The sequence below is a fragment of the Tritonibacter sp. AK171 genome, assembly GCF_030127025.1.
In the GTDB taxonomy this organism is placed as follows: Bacteria; Pseudomonadota; Alphaproteobacteria; order Rhodobacterales; family Rhodobacteraceae; genus Epibacterium; species Epibacterium mobile.
Genome location: NZ_CP126134.1, coordinates 2,361,962 through 2,382,630, shown reverse-complemented (window position 1 = coordinate 2,382,630; position 20,669 = coordinate 2,361,962). Strand labels below are relative to the sequence as shown.

Below are 20,669 nucleotides of genomic sequence, written 5' to 3'. Positions count from 1 at the left end.
GATCAGCGTCCCCGTGTCCAGACGACGTTGGAAGAGAACAGTCGCGTCTTTACCGCCAGTGAAACAGCGACGTAGACTGCCGCGCCAATGGGGTTATTGAGTGCGATCCGGGCCATAGCACGCATGCCCGATGGGCGCGGGTCATCGTTTTGCAACAACTGTGGGAAAAGCGTTTTGATCTCAGCGACGCCGCGATCTTGCCGTCTGCGCACCCGGACCAAGTTGCGAAACCCCTCTACCATGGGCCAGTGATAGCGACCGGGCAGGCGGATACGTTCCTCGGGTGAGAAATGCAGCCGCGCATAGGTATCGTCAGAGATGATTGCAGGCCACTGATCCCAGCGCTCTCGGCCTGTGCGTGTCATTGCAAAGATCCCAAATCCCGGCGCACCTGTACGGACAAACGGCAGACGGACCCATGCGCTGGCATAGGCGCGGGTGAACGCGCTTTGGGCGGGAGTGACACAGGGGCTGCCGCTTGCATAAAGCGCGCGTTCGGGGCAGAGCGCGTGGGCGATTTGCGACAGCAATTCCGGCTCTACCTGAACATCCGCATCCAGATAGACCAGTATGTCCCCGTTCGCAGCCTTATCGCCCTCGGTGAGCGCGGCGAGCTTGCCGCCTTCTGCGCGCTCCAGGACTCTCAGCTCCCAGCCATCTGGAACGGACACACTGCGGGCGCGCGCCACCGTGTCATCTGTGCAGCCATTGGCCAGCACCAATACCTCGATCCCGTGCCTGCTGATGGCTGAGGCATAGAGCGCGGTCAGGCAGCCCGTGATATAGTCGGCTTCGTTATGGGCCGGGATGAGAACGGAGATCCTGCGCGGAGGGGAGCCTGTCACCGAGCGGCCTCCAGCACATCCCAGCGCGGGTTGTCATCCGACAAGGTCCGAAGTGCTCCCCAGCTGCCCCAACGCCCGGGCACGGATACATCGGAATAGGCACCAAACAGCGTGCCACCGATGTCGGGCCAGGCGTTCAGGAGCTTGCGGTAAAGTTCTGCCATCTCCGGCGTGTAATTCAGGTAGGTAAAAAACGCGGTGAGGTCGTCATCATCGACCAATGCGCCATGGCCGACCACATGGGTTCCGCCCTCGTACATAATCAGTTCAAGCCCGTGTTTTTGCGCAACCTCCGCGTGGTATGGCAGCACGCGGGTCAGCAGGTCGTTCAGTGACCCTTCTTGAGATCCGGTGTTTAGCCCATCCTGCAACTCCACTGCAGCCTGCGCTGCGGCCACGTCAAAGCGGTGATCGCGGATGTAATCGCTTGCGGCGTCGCCAGTCAGCCCCTGCGCGGAGGCCGCAGCGCGCGCGCGATCCTGACTGTCGGCAATCCAGGCCCGGACCATTGGGGCCTGCTCCTGCATACCAAGGGACGCGCCGAAATAGCCGGTCACGGCATAAGCATCAAAGCTGCGATAAGGCGGTTCACGACCTGCTTGTGCTGCGGTCCAAAGCGGTGCGTTCAGGATTTGCTCCTCGAGACCGAGCCACCCGGTCTGGGTCGAAATCACCCGTACCAGTCGATCCGACAGGTCTGTTTGGTCCGCGCCCTCCGAAAACACCTCTGTCCAGATGCCTGCAACCTCGGCAGCGCGTCCGCCGTAATACTGAAGCCAGAGACCGTCCTTGCCCCAAGTCTCTCGTGCCTGTTTGTCGGCCCATTGTGCCTGCTGGAACTGCCAGTTCCATACTTCATTGGAGTATTCGACGTATGTTTTCAGGTCTTCGTCCAGACCATCACGCACCAATGTTGCAAGGTTGCGCACATAGGTGTCGTCGGCCATATGCGGCAGGGTGAACCACGGATCTGCGCCAACGCGATTGGCAAGTGTCACCAGCACTTCGGCGGGGATGCCATTGGTGGTCCATGTGTAATCGCTGTAACGCTGGCGGTCTTCCCAACCGATCTGTTTGGAGTTGTTGGTGTCCATCCAATCCATAAAACGCAGGGCGGCAAAGCCCTCAATCCGATCAAGCCAATCAGGGTTGAACAAAGCGCCCTGATCATAGGCTTGCAGGTCGCGTTCGCGCACCACGGTGATATTGCGCACGTAATCTCCGGTGCCTTCGCGGTCGGTGCGCTGAATACGGATGTCCACAGCACCGGGTCCGGGTTCAAAGTCAAAGGACACTTGATTGCGGCCGTATCGGACATTTTTTGCCCGGCCCCCGGCCTCGACGATGCCCTGTCCTTCAAACCGCAGCACATAGCGCCCGGAGAGGCTGGTCGCGGTTTCAGGCAAATCGTTCAGGATCACAGTTCCAATCGAGCCAAGCTCGGGGGGCAGGGCCAAGGGCCAGCCATCCGGATCAAGGTATCCTGCATCACGCAATTCGTCTTCGGTAACACCACCCCAACGGCCGGGCAAATGACCGATCCAAGCGCGTGCGGTTTTGAAATGATCAAGAAACGGCGCCTGCGGGCTCCAATCGCGCACAGAAGCCAGATTCATGGCAATTGGTTGCCTGCGCACATCTGGCTTGCCGGTGGGCAGCGACGGGACAGTAACATTGGCGTTCAGGATGGCAGGTGCCGGGTCCGCGGGCAGGTCTACCGGGTCTGGTGGCAAGGTCATACGTGCCTGTGATCCGCTGGCAGCGCCCGCAGCGATTTCCTGCAAGCGCTGGGCGAGTTCGGCGGAAGGGGCCTTATAGGCGGTGCCCCACTCAGTTTTCAGAACACGCGGCAATCCTTCGGGGGAGTTGCCGGTGAGCACCGCATATTGAACCAAAGCGAGATAATAAAATCCGATGTCATTGGGGTGAATATCGTCTGAGAACACGTCTCTGATATCCTGCAAACCCGGCACGGTGCCGGTCTGGATGGCATCGGCTAGACGGCCCAAAGCCTGTCCTGTTGGCAGTAAACGAATGTCTCCGCCGGTATTGGCGCGCACTTTGTCCACAACACCCTGCCAGCGGGGCAGGTCGTTGTCGAGCCGCTCGCGCCATGCCACATCGCCACCATTATCAAACGGCACTTCAACGCCGGTGCCGCTCAGCAGGCTATGCCAGCCTTCTTGCAGGTAAAGCGTCACATTGGGATTTGATTGAGCGGCGAGCGTATAGAAATTCTCGACAGAGCCTTCGGTGTCACTCCAGCGCAGATGATTGGCGAGCGGAATGGCCTCGGTGACGATCACCGCATCAACGGGGCCTTTGGCGAGACGTTCGCGGGCGTTGATGCCTTGGGCCTTGTCGGCGTGTTCCCAGTTGTACCGCAGGGGCGCGCCGTTGATGACCTGATACTCGACCACCGGGCGATTGTCCTGCCCGGCTGCAAGCAACTGCTGTAACATGCGCGGATTTTCGGGACCGATCAGCGAATGACCGATCATGACAAGCGCCGTGAGGAGCGTTTCCGGTGTCATGTGACCTCCACTGCAGTGCTGGCAAGACCAGTGCGGGGCAGGGCAGTTACCACCTGCCAGACAAGGGATTGCAGGATGCCTGCGCCCTCTGCGTCAAGCGCGGTATAGGCGGTGCCATCTGAGAGTGTAACCTGATGTGGCAGACCCTCGGGACTGCGGTGATAGAGCACCGCGTAATGGGTCAACGCAACGATATAAGCACCAAGCGGGCTCAGGTGGATCTGATCCCTTGTCCCATCTGGCAGAAGATCAAACAACGCGTTCCGGTCTGTAAGGCCCGGAATGCCTCTGGCCTCTGCCGCGCGGGTGATCGCCGCGAGCACCTGCCCGCCAGGGATCAGGTACAGCGGTTGATCGTTTGAGGTGCGGTCATCCTTGGCCGTAAGTTCCCCGAGCCAAAGTGCATCCAGATCCTTGTCTATCCGAGCAAGCCAACCATCCGGATCATCGAGACGGTGCCATGTCTCATATAGATAGAGCCGCGCATTCGGGTTGCCTTTACGGGCTAGATCAGCCCAAAGGTTCAGATAATGCGCCGCGTCAAAATATTTAATCGCATCGCGTAGCTCCACCATTTCGGTAAAGATAACAGCGTCATAGTCCTGCGTCGCCAAGGCGGCTTTGGGTGCGCGCCAGATTGGTGCGGCGTTGACCTTCTCGAAGTCGAGGATCGGTTCATCCTCTTCCCAATGCGCGCGCAGAGACGTGCCTGAGCCGCGTTGCACGTTGTAGCGATGACCCTCGCCCGCAAATTGCGCCAGCAGATACGGAATATCTGCACCGACCAGTGAATGGCCGAGATGATAGACGTTCAAAGGACCGCTTGGCGGAGGGAGAGCTGCGACCTCTATTGGCGTGCTGTTACGCTGCCCAAGGGCCCAAACCCCCAGAGCACCGACCGGCAATGCGGCGCAAGCCATGAGGAGCGCGCGACGGGGCAGGCGGCGGAGACGGTTCATCATGGGTGCATCTCGCTTCTGGGGATCTCGACCGCTGTGATGATTACCTCAGAGCCGATGGCAAATCGACCCTTGAGGCTGTCGCCGCCTGAGAATGGGGGCTGATCAGAGGTGAAACATGCAGTGAAGCGGCCTGCGCTCATATCGAAGGTGAGTTCCATACCGCTGAAACCAAAAAAACGGCCAGAAATGGCGTATTGCGCCTTATAGGCGGCCTCTTTGGCCGAAAACAGCAGCTTGCCTGCTCGGCCGGGGTCCGGCTGCGCGGCCATCCAACCCTGTTCAGGGGCGCTTGCGATGCTGTCCCATAGGTTGCCAGAAAGAGGGGTATCTTCCTCAATGTCGATACCAATACCAGAAAATGTCTCAGCCAGCCCGACTGCCGCCAACGCACAGCTGTCGCAATGAGAGATGCTGCCCGTCAATCCTGCTGGCCAAAGAGGCGCGCGTTTCGGGCCAACAAGGATAGGCGCAGGCCGTAGATTCAACGCGCGCATCGCCTGATGGGCTGCGGCGCGACCGGCGGCAAATTCGCGGATGCGTTTCTCGACCGCATTGGGCGACAGGCAGGCGCTTTCCTCTGGCAAAGGTGCCGGGGGCGTTCCCAGCGGATCGCAGGATGCAATGGTGATTGCATCCGACAGCAATGGGCGCAGCAACCGTTGCCGGGCTTCAGCAAGTTCTCTTGAAACGCTTGGGGCCTCGATCATCCTGAGCGGGCCTTGCGGTTGGCGCGCATTGCACGGCGTTTGGACATGGTATCTGCACGGCCAGCAGTATTTGCGGTGGAAGAGGCGGTTTCAGTTGGTGCTTCACCTCCGCCATGGAGCTGTTCCACATGTGTCGCCAGCCCGTCGAGCGTCGGGAAACGGAAGATATCCGTAATCGACAACCGCTCTATGCCCAACAGGCTGCGAATATCGCGATGGGCCTGAACCGCCAGCAGCGAATGCCCGCCAAGGGCGAAGAAGTTGTCGCTCTGGCCCACAACACTCACACCGAGCAGCTTTTGCCAAACCTCGGCGATCTTTTGCTGTGTGAGCGATTGCGGCACTGCCGCCACTGCAGATGCTTCGCGACGCGTCGGTTGTGGATCGGGCAGGGCTTTGCGGTCAATCTTCTTGTTGGGTGTCAGGGGAAAGGCTTCAAGCGTCACGATATGTGCAGGCACCATGACCTCTGACAGATGCCGCGCCAGATGGGCCTTGGCTTGCGCTTCGGAAAACGGCGCAGAGGCGGTCACATAGCCGACCAAACGCTCGTCCGTGCCGATCTTGCGCGGGATGACCACGGCGGCTGTCACGCCATCAATCGCGGACAGGGCGGCCTCGATTTCACCGAGTTCAATTCGTTGGCCCCGGATCTTGACCTGATGGTCGGTACGGCCGAGGAACTCCAGCGTGCCATCCGCGCGCCAACGCACGAGATCACCGGTGCGATACATCTGCTGACCGGCCCTGAAGGTGAAGGGATCAGCCGGGAAGCGCTCTGCCGTGAGGTCCGCGCGCTGCCAGTAGCCAGCGGTCACACCCGCGCCGCCGATGCACAGCTCACCCGTCGCCCCGATCGGCACCGGCTGGTCCGTGCCATCGAGGATATAGACGGTCGTATTGGCAACAGGCGTGCCGATGGGCGCGATCCCCTGCGGCGTCCCGTCAAGGGTTTCGACCGTGGACCAGATCGTCGTCTCGGTCGGGCCGTACATATTGTGAAGCGTCGCGCGGGTCTGATTGCGCAGGGCGTTCACCAGATCGCCGGGCAGGGCCTCACCGCCCACCAGCAGATGCTGCAAGCGCGCCAGCACCGGGCCTGCGTCCGCATCGGTGGCGATCATCCGCGCCATCGAGGGGGTGCATTGCATATGTGTGACGCCGTGGCGCACGATCTGGGCCGCGAGCGAGAAGTCATCCGCTGCCAGTTCCTGTACGCGATTGGCGCGGCGCAGCACTTCGGCGAGGGGTTTCAGACCCTCCAGCACCACATGCGGCGCGATGCCGTAGTCGATCAGGCAGGCCACCTCATCCACGCCAATGCGTTTGAGGTCTTCGACCCGCGCCACGGCGTCCTCAACCGTGCCGAACAGGCCTGAGTCCTCGAAATAGCGTTCAAATGCAAAATCGAGGATCGCTTCAAGTTCCTCGGTGCTGAGGCTGCCCAGATCCATCTCGAACGGGTTGTCGACGCCCTTGGGTTTCTTGAACGCCGGGAAGGCCCAGGCGTATTGCTTGATGAGCCCCGCAGCAGAGCGCAGGTAGTCTTTCATCGGCTCGCGCGCCACCTCGCGGGCGGTCTCACGGGTGTCAGCCAGATAGGTGTGCAGCATGAGCGTGACGGTGAAATCTGCCGGGTCATGCCCCGCCTCGCGCAATGCGGCGTGATAGAGCGCGATTTTGTCGCCGACCTCATCAATGCTCTGGCCCAACAGATGCGTGAGCACATTGGCCCCCACGCGTCCCGCTTCGCGCCATGTGTCTGGGTTGCCTGCCGTTGTGACCCAGACGGCAAGCTCGTCCGAAACCGGGCGCGGCTGCGTCACCACCGAATGGAGGCCGCCATCCTTGCGCGGAAAACCCACCTCTTCGCCGCGCCAGAGTTTGCGCACGGTCTCAAGCGCTTCGAACAACGCGGGTTTGTTGGCCGGCGGCGTGTTCTCTGGCCGCAGGATAAAGTCGTCCGGCTGCCAGCCCGAGGCAAACCCGATGCCCGCGCGCCCGCCGGTGAGGTTGTCGATCACCGCCCATTCCTCGGCGATGCGGGCCGGGTGGTGGAGCGGGGCCACACAAGAGCCTGCGCGCACACCGATGTTGCGGGTCACGGCGGCGACAGCTGCGCCCGTGACCGACGGGTTCGGATAGGGGCCACCAAAGGCGTGGAAATGCCGCTCCGGCGTCCAGACCGCGTTAAAGCCATGGGCGTCGGCAAATTTCGCGCCCTCAAGGAGCAGTTCGTATTTCTTCTCGCCCGCGCCATCGTCGTTGCCCCAATAATAAAGGTTGAAGTCCATCTTGCGATCACTGAGCGCGATGGGGCCATTTGAGAGTTGCAGACGGCTTTCATCGCTGGAGAGCACCAGTTTGAAGCCGCGCGCCAGCGTCCAGAACAGCTCCAGCACGGAAATGTCGAACGACAGGCTGGTGACGGCGAGCCAAGTGTCGCCGACCTGGTGCGGGATACGCGCATCCATGGCTGTGAAAAAATTGGCGACATTGCGGTGCCGCACCATCACGCCCTTGGGCAGGCCGGTCGAACCGGACGTATAAATCAGATAGGCCAGATCCTCGCCGGAGCCTTCGCTGACGGGTTCGGCTGGCGTGCTGAGATCAAGCGTGTCGAGATGCAGGGACTGCGCGCTGCTGTCGGGCAGATCCGGCGCCAATGCTGCATGGGTGACAATGACCGAGGCCTGACTGTCGGTGATATAATGCGCGATACGATCACTAGGATAAGCCGGATCAAGCGGGACATAGGCCGCGCCTGCCTTCAGAATACCAAGCGTTGCCACTACCAGATCCATCGAGCGGCGCAAATAGACGCCGACGTGGCTGCCGGGTTTCACGCCCTGCTGTTGCAGGTGCCGAGCCAGCGCATTGGCGCGCTGGTTCAGCGCGGTATAACTCAGATGTTGATCTTCAAAAACGAGGGCGGTTGCATCCTGTGTTCGCGCCACCTGTGCCTCGAACGCGGCATGAATGGTCTGATTTGCCGGATAGTCCGCGTCGGTTGCATTCCATTGCTCCAGCATCTGCTGGCGTTCAGTGTCGGGCAGCAAGGGCAGGGCTGAGAGTGCAGTGTCTGCCTGTGAGGGTAGTGCCGCCAGCAGGCATTCGAGGCGTGCCGCCAGTAGGGACAGCGCCTGTTGGGACAGATACCGGGACTGTAGCTGCATGTGGTCCCCGGACTGGATCAGAGCCAGTTGGGCGTGGTCCGGCACGCTGTCGGTACCTAGACACAGGACAACCGTCGGAGGTGCCTGCACAGAAATCTCTGGCGCGCGCAGGATCAGGTCCGTTGCAAAACCACCCTGATCTTCCGCTCGGGTCAGGACCGCCTCAGCACGGGTCGCAAGGGTCGAGAATGCTTCATGCGCTTGCGCATTGAGGGGCACCCAATCCGCCGTCAGCCCGGACTTTGCCGCAGACTGTAGCGCGGGCAGGCTGAGCGCGATTGACCCCTCGGTCTCGCCCAGACTGCGCAACACCCATGCAAGTGCAGCCGCAGCCAATGTTGCGGGCGGGCACTGCGCAGGCAGTGTGATGTCGGCGGTTTGCGCGTCGCCTTGTTCAGCAGTCTGCAACGGGACCGGCAGGGGCAGCATGCCGGACAGCGCGCGCCGCCAGTAGGCCTCGGGCGTCTGGCTGGTTTGCGCAGCATTTTCCAGCGCGTTGATGTCACTCTCGGTAAGAGCAGGCAGCACATCGCCAGCGCGCAGAAGGTCACGCAGGCTCAGGGGCGTGCCAGACAAGGTTGTCAGCGTCCCGAGCCGAATGGCCCCATCGGCGCAAGCAATGGTGACGTCGTCACCCGTGACGGCGAGGATCTCGCCCGCTGCGCCTGCGCCCTCAGCGGCATGCGCCTGACCCACCGCAACGAACTGATCGGCCAAGCGGATCTTTGCAGTGGTGAGCGGGTTCCAGTAGCCGCCCATATCCAGACCACGGACAACCCGCAGCAGCTCCGCAACCGGGCGGTCAAAGCGCAAAGTCCCGGCGGCCTCCGGGCGATCCGCGCGGGCGTGATAGTGGCGCTGGCTCAGATCCTGTGGCTGGCGGTTGAGGGTGCCGCTCTCCAATTGGTCGAGCACCTCGGCAAAACTATCAAGCGCTGCGCCGTAACATTTCGAGTTGAGGCTAAAGGCGGTTTCATCCTCAGCGATCGCGAAACGGCGCTGGGCGAGGATGTCGCCTTCGTCCACCCCGCCCTCGATCATGTGCCATGCGATGCCGTGTTCCGCGGCCCCTTCGAGAATGGCCCAGTTGGGGGTGTTCAGGCCTGCGCGTTCGGGCAGCGGGCCATCGTGGAAATTCACCGCCCCCCGGCGGGCCTTGGCAATCACTGCTTTGGACAATACCCGCAGGTTGGCAATTGACAAGAGCCAATCAAAGTCGCCCTTGATGCCACTCGGGGCAGCAAGAACCTGCAGCCCTTTGGATGCAGCCCAGGAGGTGATCTCTGCATTTTCGCTGACCACAGCCCGGATCTCGTGACCACGTGTCAGCAAAGCCTCGCTACACCCGATCAGCAGGGATTCATTGCCAATGACGACGGTTGAAAATGTCATGACTTGTGTTCCTCCAGAACGGCGTCGGACGCAAATGGCCGAGCCGGGTTTGGCGCGGGCAGGGGGCGCAGCAGCCGTTTGAAATGATGACGCAGCAGGTCGCGATGAAAATGGGGCGCATCGGCGCGGGGCTTGCCCGAGGTCAGCCGGCGCAGACCGTAAACCGCACCGCCCAGCAGCCGTGCAAGGGTCGCGCCAATCGCATAGATCGGGCCGTGGGTTTGCGTGAAATAATGCAACCGCGAGTCCAGCCAGAACTCCGGTGTGCGCGCCCATGTCTTCATGCCTGTTGAGGCCGACCCCACATGGGCAACGGTGCTGTGTGGGATGTAATGTGTCCGCCAGCCCGCACGTGCAGCGCGGTGGCAGAGTTCGGTTTCCTCGAAGTATAGAAAAAACGTCTCGTCAAAGCCGCCGATGGCCTCGATGACCTCGCGGCGGATCATCATGCTGGCCCCGGCGGTCCAGTCCACTTGTTGTGCGTCATCCGGGATCTCCAGTGGCACGATGGCGTGTTTCAACAGGCGGGAGATCACACCGGTGCGCGCGGCACCTTCAAACTCGCTCGCGATGGTCGGAAAGCGAAACAGCGTGCAGTGGGGCGTGCCGTCTTCGCCATGCACATACGACCCCGCCAGTCCCGCACCCGGTGCATTCAGTAGAAAGTCCCGCAATCTGCGAATGCAGTCCTGCTCGGGAAAGGCATCGGAGTTCAGGAGGTAATAGAAATCGGGGCGCGACCCATCCGAAAGCCGCGCGCGAAAGCCGATGTTCATGCCCGCGCCAAAGCCGCCGTTGACGGGTGAGGCCTCGATCCGCAGGCGACCACTGTCCAGCCAGCCGCGCGCTGTTGCGCCGGCCCGCAGGGCCTCGAAAGAGCCATCGCCCGATCCATTGTCGATAATCAGCACTTCGCCGGGTAGATCTTCCATCTCCTCCAGCGCCGCCTCGGCAGAGCGCAGCGTCATGGCGGGCGTGCGAAAGTTCAGGATGATCGTGAGGATGGTCTGCGCGGTCATGGGTTACTCTGCCGCCTTGGAGATGTCCTGCGGCCCGCCGCTTTGCCGTGCGCTTTGGCCGAGAAGATCGCGGATTTCTTTTCCGAGCACGCTGACGTTGGGCACCAGAACCATACCGTCGTGATCACCGGGAACCTCGCGCACGACCAGTGACGGCGCAAAACGGGTCCAGTCATTGTCCGGGTAGACATATTCACGGTCTCGGCTGACCCACTGTCCCCCAGAGACTTTCCAATGCCGGTCCAGCACAGGCCGATAGAGTGTCACCGGACCCGTCCAGGGCTGAACCTCATACGCGGCCACCACGCGCAGGAAGGCCAGTTCGATCTTGCGGTTGTTGAAACCGGTGCTCTCGCCGGTTTCCGCCGGGCGGTCCTGACGCTTGCGAATTTCCCAGGCAATGCGGTTGCGCAGCCATTCACCGAGGTAGCCCGGCCCTTTGCTGCGGATCTCAGCGAGCTTGATCAGCGCCTTGTCAATGGGTTTGAGGTCAGGGCGTACCGGCAGCGGCGTATCCAGCAGCACCAGAGCATCCACCGCTTCGCCCGAGGCCTTGAGCTGCTGAGCGATCTCATACGCGGTGATGCCGCCGCCAGAAAATCCACCGATCAGATAGGGTCCTTCGGGCTGCACCTGTCGCATCTCGGCGATATAGTCGCGGGCGGCGTCCTCGATCCGCTCGTGCGGCTCATCCGTGCCGATCAGGCCACGCGCCTGTAGCCCATAGACCGGACGATCCTCGCCAAGGATCTGTGCCAGATGCCGCAGGTTCAACACGTTGCCAAACATGCCCGCCACGATGAACATCGGTGCGGCTTGGCTGTCCTTGCTGGGGGCAAGGCGTACGAGGTGGCTGAAGCTCTGCGATGTCGCCTCTTGGTTGTCCGTGGCGTCACCCTGGGCCTCCAGCGGCCCGGTCTCAGCCTCGATCCGGGCCGCCAGTGCGGCGACGGTGGGGGCATCAAACAGCACGGACATTGGCAATTCGACCCCGAAGCTGCGTTTGATCTGCGCGAACAGTCGCACGGCGATGAGGGAATGACCGCCCAGATCAAAGAAACTGTCCTCGACACCGATTTGCGACAATCCCAGCAGTGTGGCGAAATGACCGGCGAGGGCCTCTTCGGTTGCCGTGCGGGGTGCGACATAGTCAGTATCCAGATCGGGGCGGTCAAAGCTCTGCCCTTCACCTTCGGGGGCGGTTTGCCCGCTGGTGTCTGCCTGCTGGCGCAGGGCGTCGAGGTCCAGCGAGGAGACAACAACCTGCGGCAGACCCGCAGCGAGCGCGCGCTCCAGTGCGATGCCGCCCTCGCTGGTGTGGATGCCATTCTCCAGATTGGCGAGCAGGCGCCGTTCGTCCGGCGACAGGGGCTGCGTTTCCGCATCCGAGGTCAGGCCAAGCGCGGCGGCTGTGGTGTCGGTGCGGGTGGGCAGAAGGCTGAAGCCGCCGCTCAGCTGCTGCATGCGGAAATGCGAGATTTCCACAAGTACCTTGCCCGCCGGGTCGCACAGGGTGATGTCAAACAGCACCGCGCCCTGCTCGGTCTGCCCGTCCGAAAGCCGTACATGGCTGTAGATGTCCTTGGTCAATGGGGCGAGCACCCTGATCGCACCGTACGAGACCGGCACCCAGAGCGTGCTGGGCTCGTAGCCCGGCGCAAGTTCGATGGCCCAGCCGGTGGCAAGATCCAACAGCCCCGGATGCAACAGCGCGCCGTCATTTTCTGCAACATCAGGCAAGGACAGTTTGGCGAGCCCTTCGGCCCGACCAAGCGCCATTGACTGCAGAACATGCCAGCGCGGACCAAACCGCAGGTTGGCCTCTTGCGGAGATCTGATGCGAGCGCCCGCGACATCTGCCTCTTGCGGCGTGCAGCGCGCAGAGATCGCATTCAGATCCAGGGGGGCGGCGGCAATGTGGTCCAGCGTCACCACCTCAGCCTGCGCCGTGCGTGCATATCCCTCCGTCGTTTCCGCGTGGATTTGCACCTCATAGCCTGCGGCGCCGGGCCTCAGATGCATCACCGCCTCGCGCGGCATATGATCCTCGACCACAAAGGGTTGCAGGAAATAGAGGTCCCGGATTTCGTAAGGCGCGGTGCTGCCGAGCGCATCCAGCCCTTCGGCAATCAGCTCGATATTGCCGGTGCCGGGGATCAGGGCGGTGCCATCATGGGTGCGGTGATCGTCCAGCAGCCAGTCGCGGCGCGCGTCAAAACGGCTGCGGAACACCGGCGCACCGGAGCGGTCAAAGCCTTGTGTCTGCCAAAGCGCGGCCTCTGACGGCAGTGGTTCCGAGGGGGCAGCGCCGCCGCGCCGGGCGGCCATAGCGTCCGCTGCCATGCCGGCATCCGCCCAGATCCCCCAGTCGATGGCCATCACGCGGGTTTGCCCGCCCTGACGGGATTTCGCCCATGCGTTGAGGTATTCGTTGGCGGCCACGTAATCCACCTGCCCGGCAGGGCGCGTCACGGTGGAGGAGGAGGAGAACAGCACCATCAGGTCGAGCGCGCCATCCGGAAAGACCTGATCCAGCACACGCAGGCCGTTCACTTTGGGCGCGAGCACCTCGGCGATCTGGCGATCTGTCTTGGCCAGAAGAGGAGCGTCGGCAATATGGCCTGCACCGTGGAACAGCCCTGTGATGGGACCAAATGCGGCGCGTGCGGCCTCTGCCGCGTTGCGCATGTCCTGGAGGTTGCAGACATCGGCGCTGAGCGTGAGCACTTCGCCGCGTCCGGTCGCCTCAAGTTTTTGAACGGCGCGAATGCGGGTTGCGATCCGGTCAGCCGGGCTGTGGCGGCGCAGGTAGCGTTCCCATTCGGCGCGCGGTGGCAGGGCGTCGCGGGACAGGAGCGTGATGCGCGCTTCATACGACTGCATCAGGTGCTCTGCGATCGTCAGCCCTATGCCGCCATAGCCGCCGGTGATGAGGTAGTGCCCCCCTGGTTGCAGCGGCAGGTCGCCTGCCGTCGGTGCCGCGAGGGGCACCGGGCGATAGTCAAGCTCCAGACGTTTTTCGCCACGCCAGGCGGCGGCGTGGTTGCCGGGTGCGGCCAGCAGCTCTTCGAGCAAGCGCGACGTGATTGGGGCGGGTCTGGCGCCGGATATGAGGGCGGAAAGGCCCGCAGGGACTTGCGGCAGCTCAATGTCACAGGTCGCGACGGTGACACCGGGGATCTCGCGCGGGATCACCCCAGCGGGGCCGGAGACCATTGCTTTTTCCGGATAGGGCAGGGGCTCCTCCCGCACCTGCGCAGCACCGGTGGTCAGCACGCTGAGATGTACCGGATGCGGCAGCTCTGCCTGCGCCAAGGCTTGCCCCAGGGCGGTGAGCGACATCAGCCCCATTTCGATATTGCGATCAAAGAAGGAGGAGCCGGGGCGGAAATCCTCGGTCTCGGTGACCAGCCAGAAATGCGCGATCCGCTCTGGCAGAAGATCCGCTTGGGCCAGATCCGCTAGCAGGGCCTCGGTGCCAAACCGGCCTTCTTCCGGGGCCAGTTGATAGAGGTCGGGCGCAAGCTGCGCATAGGTATCCCCAGCCCGCACGCGGGCCATGCGGTGACCGGCGGCGAGGAGTGTCTCGGCGCAGGCGGCAGCCTGTCCGGCGGTGTCCTCAAAGATCAGCCAGGTTTGCGGCTCCAGCGTGAGTTCGGTCTCCACATCCAGAGTGCAATCGGCCAGACGGGGTCGCCAGACCGGGCGGTAGCCCCAATCGGCAACGTCCGCGTGCCGTGCAGGCAAAACAATCTCGGGCGCTTGCACCGATTTTCCGGGTTCGATGAAATAGCGGCTGCGCTGGAACGCATAGGTGGGCAGGCTCAGGCGGTTGCGGCGGGCATCGCCCCAGATCTGAGGCCAGTCGGCCTCGACCCCGCAGGCCCAGAGACGTCCGATGATGCCAAAGAAATAGGCATCATCCGCGATATCCTGCTCCGGGTGGCGCAGAGAGCTGAGCACCTGACCGGAGGCAACCTGTGGCGACATTTGTGCCAGGGCGCTGAGGGCCTTGCCGGGGCCGACCTCCAGGTAGACGCGGCCCTTGGTGGTTGCGAGCGTTTCGATGCAATCGGCAAAACGCACGGTATTGCGCAGTTGCTCAACCCAGTAGTCGGCGCTGGTGGCCTGTTCCGGCGTCAGCGGCTGGCCGGTGCGGTTGGACATCACCGGCAGGTTTGGCGGTTGCAGATCGAGACGGCGCAGGAAATCGCCATAGGCCGCGAGGATCGGCTCCAGCATGCGGCTATGGGCGGCGATGTCGATGGGGATACGCTGGAACTCCACATCGCGAGCGCGCAGCGCCTCGGCCAGCGCATCCAAGCGATCATTCGGGCCGGATACAGCGGTTAGTTCCGGCGCGTTGACGCTGGCGATGTCGAGATCCGCACCCACAAGTGTCTCGACCTCAGAGAGCGGCAGCGAGATCGACAACATGCCGCCCGGCTCAACCGTGTCAAACAGCCGACCCCGCAATTGCACCAAGTCGATGCAGTCCTCAAAACTCATGACACCGGCCAGACAGGCGGCAGTGTTTTCCCCCATGGAATGGCCCACCATGGCGGCAGGCCGGACGCCCCAGCTGATCCAGAGCTGCGCCAGCGCATATTCCACAATCATGATGAGCGGCAATTGCACCGAGGGTTTCAGCAGGGCCGCATCAGCATTTGTCTCCTCGCCGGGGTCCGGCAACCACAGGGCACGGATGTCGAAATCGAGGCTCTTTTCCAGATGGTCCAGCCCCTGATCCATCCAGTCGGCGAAAACCGGCTCCGTCTCATAGAGGTCGCGCGCCATGCCTGCAAATTGTGCACCCCCGCCGGGGAACATAAATACGACCTCTGGATGCGCACCGAGATGGTCGTGGGTGAAGACCTCACGCGGGTTCGCGGCTTCCAGCATTTCGGCGGCGTCCGTCGCGGTTTCGGCCACTACCACGCGACGTTTGGCAAAGCCGCGGCGGCCTTCCTTGAGGGTGTAGGCCACATCCGCCAGGTCCACATCGGGGTTGGCGCGCAGGTAGGTCGCGAGGTTCTGCGTGTTTGCCTCCAACGCCGCCTTGGTCTGGCCGGAAATACAAAGCACCTGAAACGGGAAATCGCTTTCCTCGGAGGGGGCGCGCACCGGGGCCTCTTCGAGGATCGCATGGGCGTTGGTGCCGCCGACGCCAAGGGCGTTCACAGCAGCGCGCCGGGGTCCTTTGTGCGAAATCCACGGGCACAGTGTATCGTTCACGCGAAAGGGCGAGGTTTCAAAATCAATGGTCGGATTGGGTTTTTCATACCCCAGCGAAGGCGGCAGCGAATTGTTCTCCAGCGCGAGTGCAGTTTTCACAAACCCCGCCACGCCGGCTGCCGTGTCCAGATGGCCGATGTTGGTTTTGACCGATCCGATCCGGCAATAGCCCTTTGCATCTGTGCCATCGCGGTAGGCATCGGTGAGGGCGGCAACCTCGATCGGGTCGCCGATATAGGTGCCGGTGCCGTGGCATTCGACGTAATCGATAGTCTCGGGGTTCACCCGCGCAGCCGTCAGCGCCTTGCGCACCGCTGCGGATTGCCCATCCACCGAAGGGGCCAGATATCCCGCCTTGGCCGCGCCGTCGTTGTTGATCGCAGAGCCTTTGATGACCGCCCAGATATGGTCGCCATCGGCCACCGCATCGCCGAGACGCCGGAGCGCCACGGCCCCCGCGCCAGAGCCGAACACCGTGCCCTGCGCTCGGTGGTCAAAGGCGTGGCAATGGCCGTCGGGCGACAGGATTTCGTTTTCCTTGTAGAGATAGCCGCGCCCCTGCGGCAGCTCGATCGTCACGCCACCAGCCAGCGCCATATCGCATTCGCCCTTGCGCAATGCTTCGGCGGCGTAGTGGATCGCTACCAGCGAGGTGGAGCAGGCGGTCTGCACGTTAACCGATGGCCCCTTGAGATCAAAGACATGGCTGACGCGCGTGGTCAGGAAATCCTTGTCGTTACCGGTATGGCGCAAGAGGAACATGCCCACGTCATCGACCAGATCCGGGTTCGAGCAGATGTTGAAGTAAAAATAGCTGCCCATGCCGCAGCCCGCATAGACACCGACCTGGCCTTTCAGGCTTTCGGGTGTGTGACCGGCATCCTCCATCGCGCCCCATGCGACCTCGAGGAACTTGCGGTGTTGCGGATCGAGGATCGCGGCCTCTTTGGGCGAAAACCCAAAGAACTCCGCGTCGAATTCATCAAATCCTTGCAGCCGGGCCGAGGCGGGCACGTAGTTGGGATCGCGCAAGGTTTCGGCGTGTTCGCCAGCAGCAAGCAAGCTGTCTTCGTCGACGACCTCGATCGACTCGATGCCATCACGCAGATTGGCCCAAAACTCGTGAATTGAAGCCGCACCGGGCAAAGTGACAGACATGCCGACCACTGCGATATCGTCGGGGCTGTGGTGATCGAGTTTTGTCATCTTATCCATCTATATCGCCCTGTCTCACGTTGCGTCGGCGGTCGTACCCATAAGTGTGCGGCGCTCAATGATATTCGCTTAGGTAATGTGGCGGGTCTGCGTTGGCTTTTGTATGTATGAATTACGAAACATCTTGGGCAGCGCTGAGGTGTGATTGTGGTCAAACTGAGGATCTGCGCTGTGGATTATATGGCGCAGCGCTAGTCCATCACCGGATGAGAACGCTCTTTGCTCAGCGGCATATCGAGTGCTTGCCGACCTTCGAACAAAGCTTTGCGTGGCTCAAAATCCCGAGGGTAGAGCTGACGCTCCGCGTACCCCAGAATTGCCCCCGCACACATCCAAGTAATTGGGACCAGCGTGTCGTTTAGCAACATGTCGATCATTGTTGCGCCCAATATGAGCGATATACAAGAAACATAAGGAGAAATTTCCTCCTCTGGCATCCTGCGCAGTGCCAAGTATAGCAACGCAAGCGTGCCTGCCAACAGTCCCATCTCAGCAAGGTAGCCAACCCATCCAAAACTGCCGAAGGTGATAATCCACCGCCCATCAGGGATGGACAGGATACGACCATCTTGTGGATCCCGGATCAGGTTTCTACCCCAAGCCCCCCAGCCGAAAACTGGTTTTTCGGCGGCGCGTTCTAACAATACCTCCTCGTTATCAAATCGGTAGCCCAGCGATTGTGCCCGCTCCGGGCTGAAATCCTCCACTTGTGTCAGAATCGCGTCGAGCGGAATGACATGCGCGTTTCGTAGCATCGGGTAGACGCAGCCGATCAACGCAATAACCAAGGCCAATTTAACCTGCAAACGGTAGGAGGCCAGCGCGACGATTGGTGTAAAAGCCAACCCATAAGAGAGCGACGCCATGCTTTTGCATAGGACCAGCATGCCGAAGAGATAAAATGCCGCAAGGCACAAGCGGATGCGGTTGTTCTCTTTTGCGACGCGGGCCAGAGATACTGCGGCGATCATGGCGCTGAACATAAAGAGCGCAAGCCATAGCGCATGCGGCAGGAACACAATGGGCCGATAGCCCCCTTGGCGGATCATCTGGGCGAAGTCGTGTTGGAAAAAGCCGTAGATCCAGACGTTCATCTGCGGGCTGAGACGGATTTCGATGAGCGAAGGGATGGAGTAAAACAGACCCGCAATACAAAACGCCAGCAGCAAATCCCGATGAGCGTCAGGCGTAGAAAGATGTCGGCGTGCGATGATGAATGGTATTAAAACAATAACTTGCCCGATCACCACTGAGCCCATATCGCGCCAACGCAAACCGGGAAGTTCGGAGTGATAGAAGATGATCGGTGCGGCGTTTGGGACGGTCTCGAACAAGACCCGGTCTGTATTTGTAAGGACCGTCGGGATCGCGCTGAGGACGAAGATGATCATCAAAATGCGCAGGATCAACGGACGTGGCAGGATCGGAACAGGAACCTTTGCCACAAAGAGACATCCGACCAAGGCCATGATGGAACTGATCGAGAATTTGTCGAGATCGGGCACCAGTGGCAAATCGAATGCGGCCACCGGAGGCAGGATCAGATACCCTCCGATGAGGCAGAGCAAGATCGCACGCTGCAAGGGCAGCCGCTGAAAGAACACCAGCGCCGCCACCGGCCACACCAGCAACATCAAGTTCGCAATCGCGTTAGGCACCAGAGCTCGCCTCACTTCGACCCAAATTCACTACTACGGTATACGCAAGAACTGGCACAAGCCCTTAGGGCAGGGGTAATAAAATCAGGCACTTTAGTGATCTGGATCGAGAGCAAGATGAAATTCGCATTTGAAAATCAAGAAATTGAAGTGAACGTGCCGGACGCCGACCAACTGAAGAAGCTGATCAAGGATCGGTTTGATCGCAAGGAAGGTTTTGGCTTGGCGACAGTCAATCTGGACCATCTTGTCAAACTTGCGGGTGATCAGCAGTTCTTGAGAGCCTACCAGCGTCAGGATTTTATCGTCGCCGATGGGCGCCCCATCGTGTGGCTGTCTCATTTGGCGGATCGCCCGGTCGAACTTGTACCGGGATCTGACTTGGTGATCCCATTGTGCAAACTTGCGGCAAACGCAGGGGTCAAAGTCGCTCTTGTGGGATCAACCGACCCAATTTTGCAGCAGGTGCAATCCGCGCTGATGCACAAGGTGCCCGGTCTCAATGTGGCTTATGTGCGGGCGCCGAGTTATGGGTTTGATCCGCATGGCGAAGAGGCTCGCGACATCCTGAAGGAACTTGCCACGCAAGAGATCAGCCTGTGTTTTCTGGCGCTGGGCGCGCCAAAACAAGAGCGGTTTTCTGAACTTGGCCGCAGCCTTGCACCTCAGACCGGGTTTGCATCCATCGGCGCGGGTCTGGATTTTATTGTCGGGGCACAGCGGCGTGCGCCACGATGGATGCGCAAATTGGCGCTGGAGTGGTTGTGGCGCATGCTGTCCAATCCGATGCGACTCTTTCCCAGATATATGCAGTGCTTTGCCATCCTGCCGGGGCAGATTGCGCAGGCTTTACGTTTACGCGCGGCTTCAAAGCTCTGAGAGGATTGGCACAGATTATTTATACTCAATCAAAGTGCGCTGATTGCCGCGCAGCCGATTGATGTGGAACTCCAACACTCCCAAGGCTTCCGCGAATTTTCCAACAATGGAATAAAACGCTGCCGTGCCCCCCATACGCCGGGACAGGCGCAAGAACTGGAGCGGGTACAGAAGAGCGATTAGCCCGGCAAACATTGGCGCTGCCAATAGGGCTGCGGCGATCATCAGGGGCAACACAGCCCCCCAAAGGAGCGCGCGTCTTGTTTCCTTGACCCAATGGCGTTCTGGTGGAGCGCCATGCAAGAAAGCGCCTTCCGCAAATGCGTGACCCGCGCGTCTGGTGCGTTTCCACCACTGTGAAAAATGCAACATCTGCGCGTCATGCAGGGTCATTTCCAGATCAAGACGCCAGATCTTCCATCCGGCTTGGCGCAAGCGCACGCAGAGTTCTGGCTCTTCACCAGCAATAAGCGTTTCGCGATAGCCGCCTGCATCCTGTAGTGGCCCGCGCCGCATCAAGGCATCACCTCCACAGGCGCGTGCCTCGCCGATTGGGGTGTCCCACTCCTGATCGCAGAGCCTGTTGTAAACACTTACCTCCGGTGCGCGCTCGCGTCTGCGCCCGCAAACGATCGCAACATCGGGGTGTTGCGCGAGGAAAGCTGCCGCTTGCGGCAACCAGTCGCCAGCCAGCACACAATCCCCATCGACGAATTGCACCAGCCTGCCTTCGGTGGTCGTTCCCAGATGTGCAAGCCCTGCGTTGCGTGCCCGCGCTGCTGTGAAGGGACGCGACATGTCCAACTCCACAACCTCAGCACCGCGTGCCTGCGCAGCGGCGACCGAACCGTCAGTCGATCCGCTATCAACATAAATGATCCTTTGAACCTGCGCCTTGAGACTGTCGAGACAAGCCAGAAGGCGCGCGCCCTCATTGCGCCCGATGACAATGGCATCAATGGGTAAGGGGGCAGGCATCTTTGCGGGGGTTGCGGTCATGAGCCAGACAATGCGTTGAAAATACCGCCCAATCCTATGCAAGCACCA

10 protein-coding genes are annotated in these 20,669 nt (G+C 61.2%); 1 reads left to right on the top strand and 9 read right to left on the bottom strand.

The window, feature by feature from the left end; translation table 11 throughout:
* Positions 1–2: 2 nt before the first annotated feature.
* From QNI81_RS11100 to QNI81_RS11065, 8 genes are all read right to left on the bottom strand, one after another.
* Positions 3–845: a glycosyltransferase family 2 protein gene (locus QNI81_RS11100; protein WP_283966534.1), complete on the bottom strand. Its 843-nt coding sequence runs from the start codon at positions 843–845 to the stop codon at positions 3–5.
* Positions 842–3,379, bottom strand: coding sequence for a hypothetical protein (locus tag QNI81_RS11095; RefSeq protein ID WP_283966533.1), 2,538 nt, complete (start codon positions 3,377–3,379; stop codon positions 842–844). Before QNI81_RS11095 ends, QNI81_RS11100 begins: the two co-directional genes overlap by 4 nt.
* Entirely contained in the window at positions 3,376–4,341 is a 966-nt protein-coding gene (locus QNI81_RS11090) for a hypothetical protein (RefSeq protein WP_283966532.1), read from the bottom strand. The genes QNI81_RS11095 and QNI81_RS11090 overlap by 4 nt, the downstream gene beginning before the upstream one ends.
* Positions 4,338–5,048, bottom strand: a complete 711-nt coding sequence (locus QNI81_RS11085; RefSeq protein ID WP_283966531.1) for a 4'-phosphopantetheinyl transferase family protein — start codon at positions 5,046–5,048, stop codon at positions 4,338–4,340. The genes QNI81_RS11090 and QNI81_RS11085 overlap by 4 nt, the downstream gene beginning before the upstream one ends.
* Positions 5,045–9,616: a MupA/Atu3671 family FMN-dependent luciferase-like monooxygenase gene (locus QNI81_RS11080; RefSeq protein WP_283966530.1), complete on the bottom strand. Its 4,572-nt coding sequence runs from the start codon at positions 9,614–9,616 to the stop codon at positions 5,045–5,047. The genes QNI81_RS11085 and QNI81_RS11080 overlap by 4 nt, the downstream gene beginning before the upstream one ends.
* Positions 9,613–10,635, bottom strand: a complete 1,023-nt coding sequence (locus QNI81_RS11075; RefSeq protein ID WP_283966529.1) for a glycosyltransferase family 2 protein — start codon at positions 10,633–10,635, stop codon at positions 9,613–9,615. Before QNI81_RS11075 ends, QNI81_RS11080 begins: the two co-directional genes overlap by 4 nt.
* A 3-nt stretch (positions 10,636–10,638) precedes the next feature.
* Positions 10,639–17,085: a type I polyketide synthase gene (locus tag QNI81_RS11070; RefSeq protein ID WP_283966528.1), complete on the bottom strand. Its 6,447-nt coding sequence runs from the start codon at positions 17,083–17,085 to the stop codon at positions 10,639–10,641.
* Between the two features lie 191 nt (positions 17,086–17,276).
* Positions 17,277–18,743, bottom strand: a complete 1,467-nt coding sequence (locus QNI81_RS11065) for a hypothetical protein (RefSeq protein WP_283966527.1) — start codon at positions 18,741–18,743, stop codon at positions 17,277–17,279.
* A 117-nt stretch (positions 18,744–18,860) separates the two neighbouring features.
* Here QNI81_RS11065 and QNI81_RS11060 point away from each other — a divergent pair, with 117 nt between their 5' ends.
* Positions 18,861–19,622 carry a WecB/TagA/CpsF family glycosyltransferase gene (locus QNI81_RS11060; protein WP_283966526.1) on the top strand — a complete coding sequence of 254 codons (762 nt, stop codon included), beginning with the start codon at positions 18,861–18,863 and terminating at the stop codon, positions 19,620–19,622.
* A gap of 15 nt (positions 19,623–19,637) precedes the next feature.
* On the opposite strand, the gene QNI81_RS11055 is transcribed toward QNI81_RS11060, so the two are convergent.
* Positions 19,638–20,621: a glycosyltransferase gene (locus QNI81_RS11055; RefSeq protein ID WP_283966525.1), complete on the bottom strand. Its 984-nt coding sequence runs from the start codon at positions 20,619–20,621 to the stop codon at positions 19,638–19,640.
* Positions 20,622–20,669: the final 48 nt, after the last annotated feature.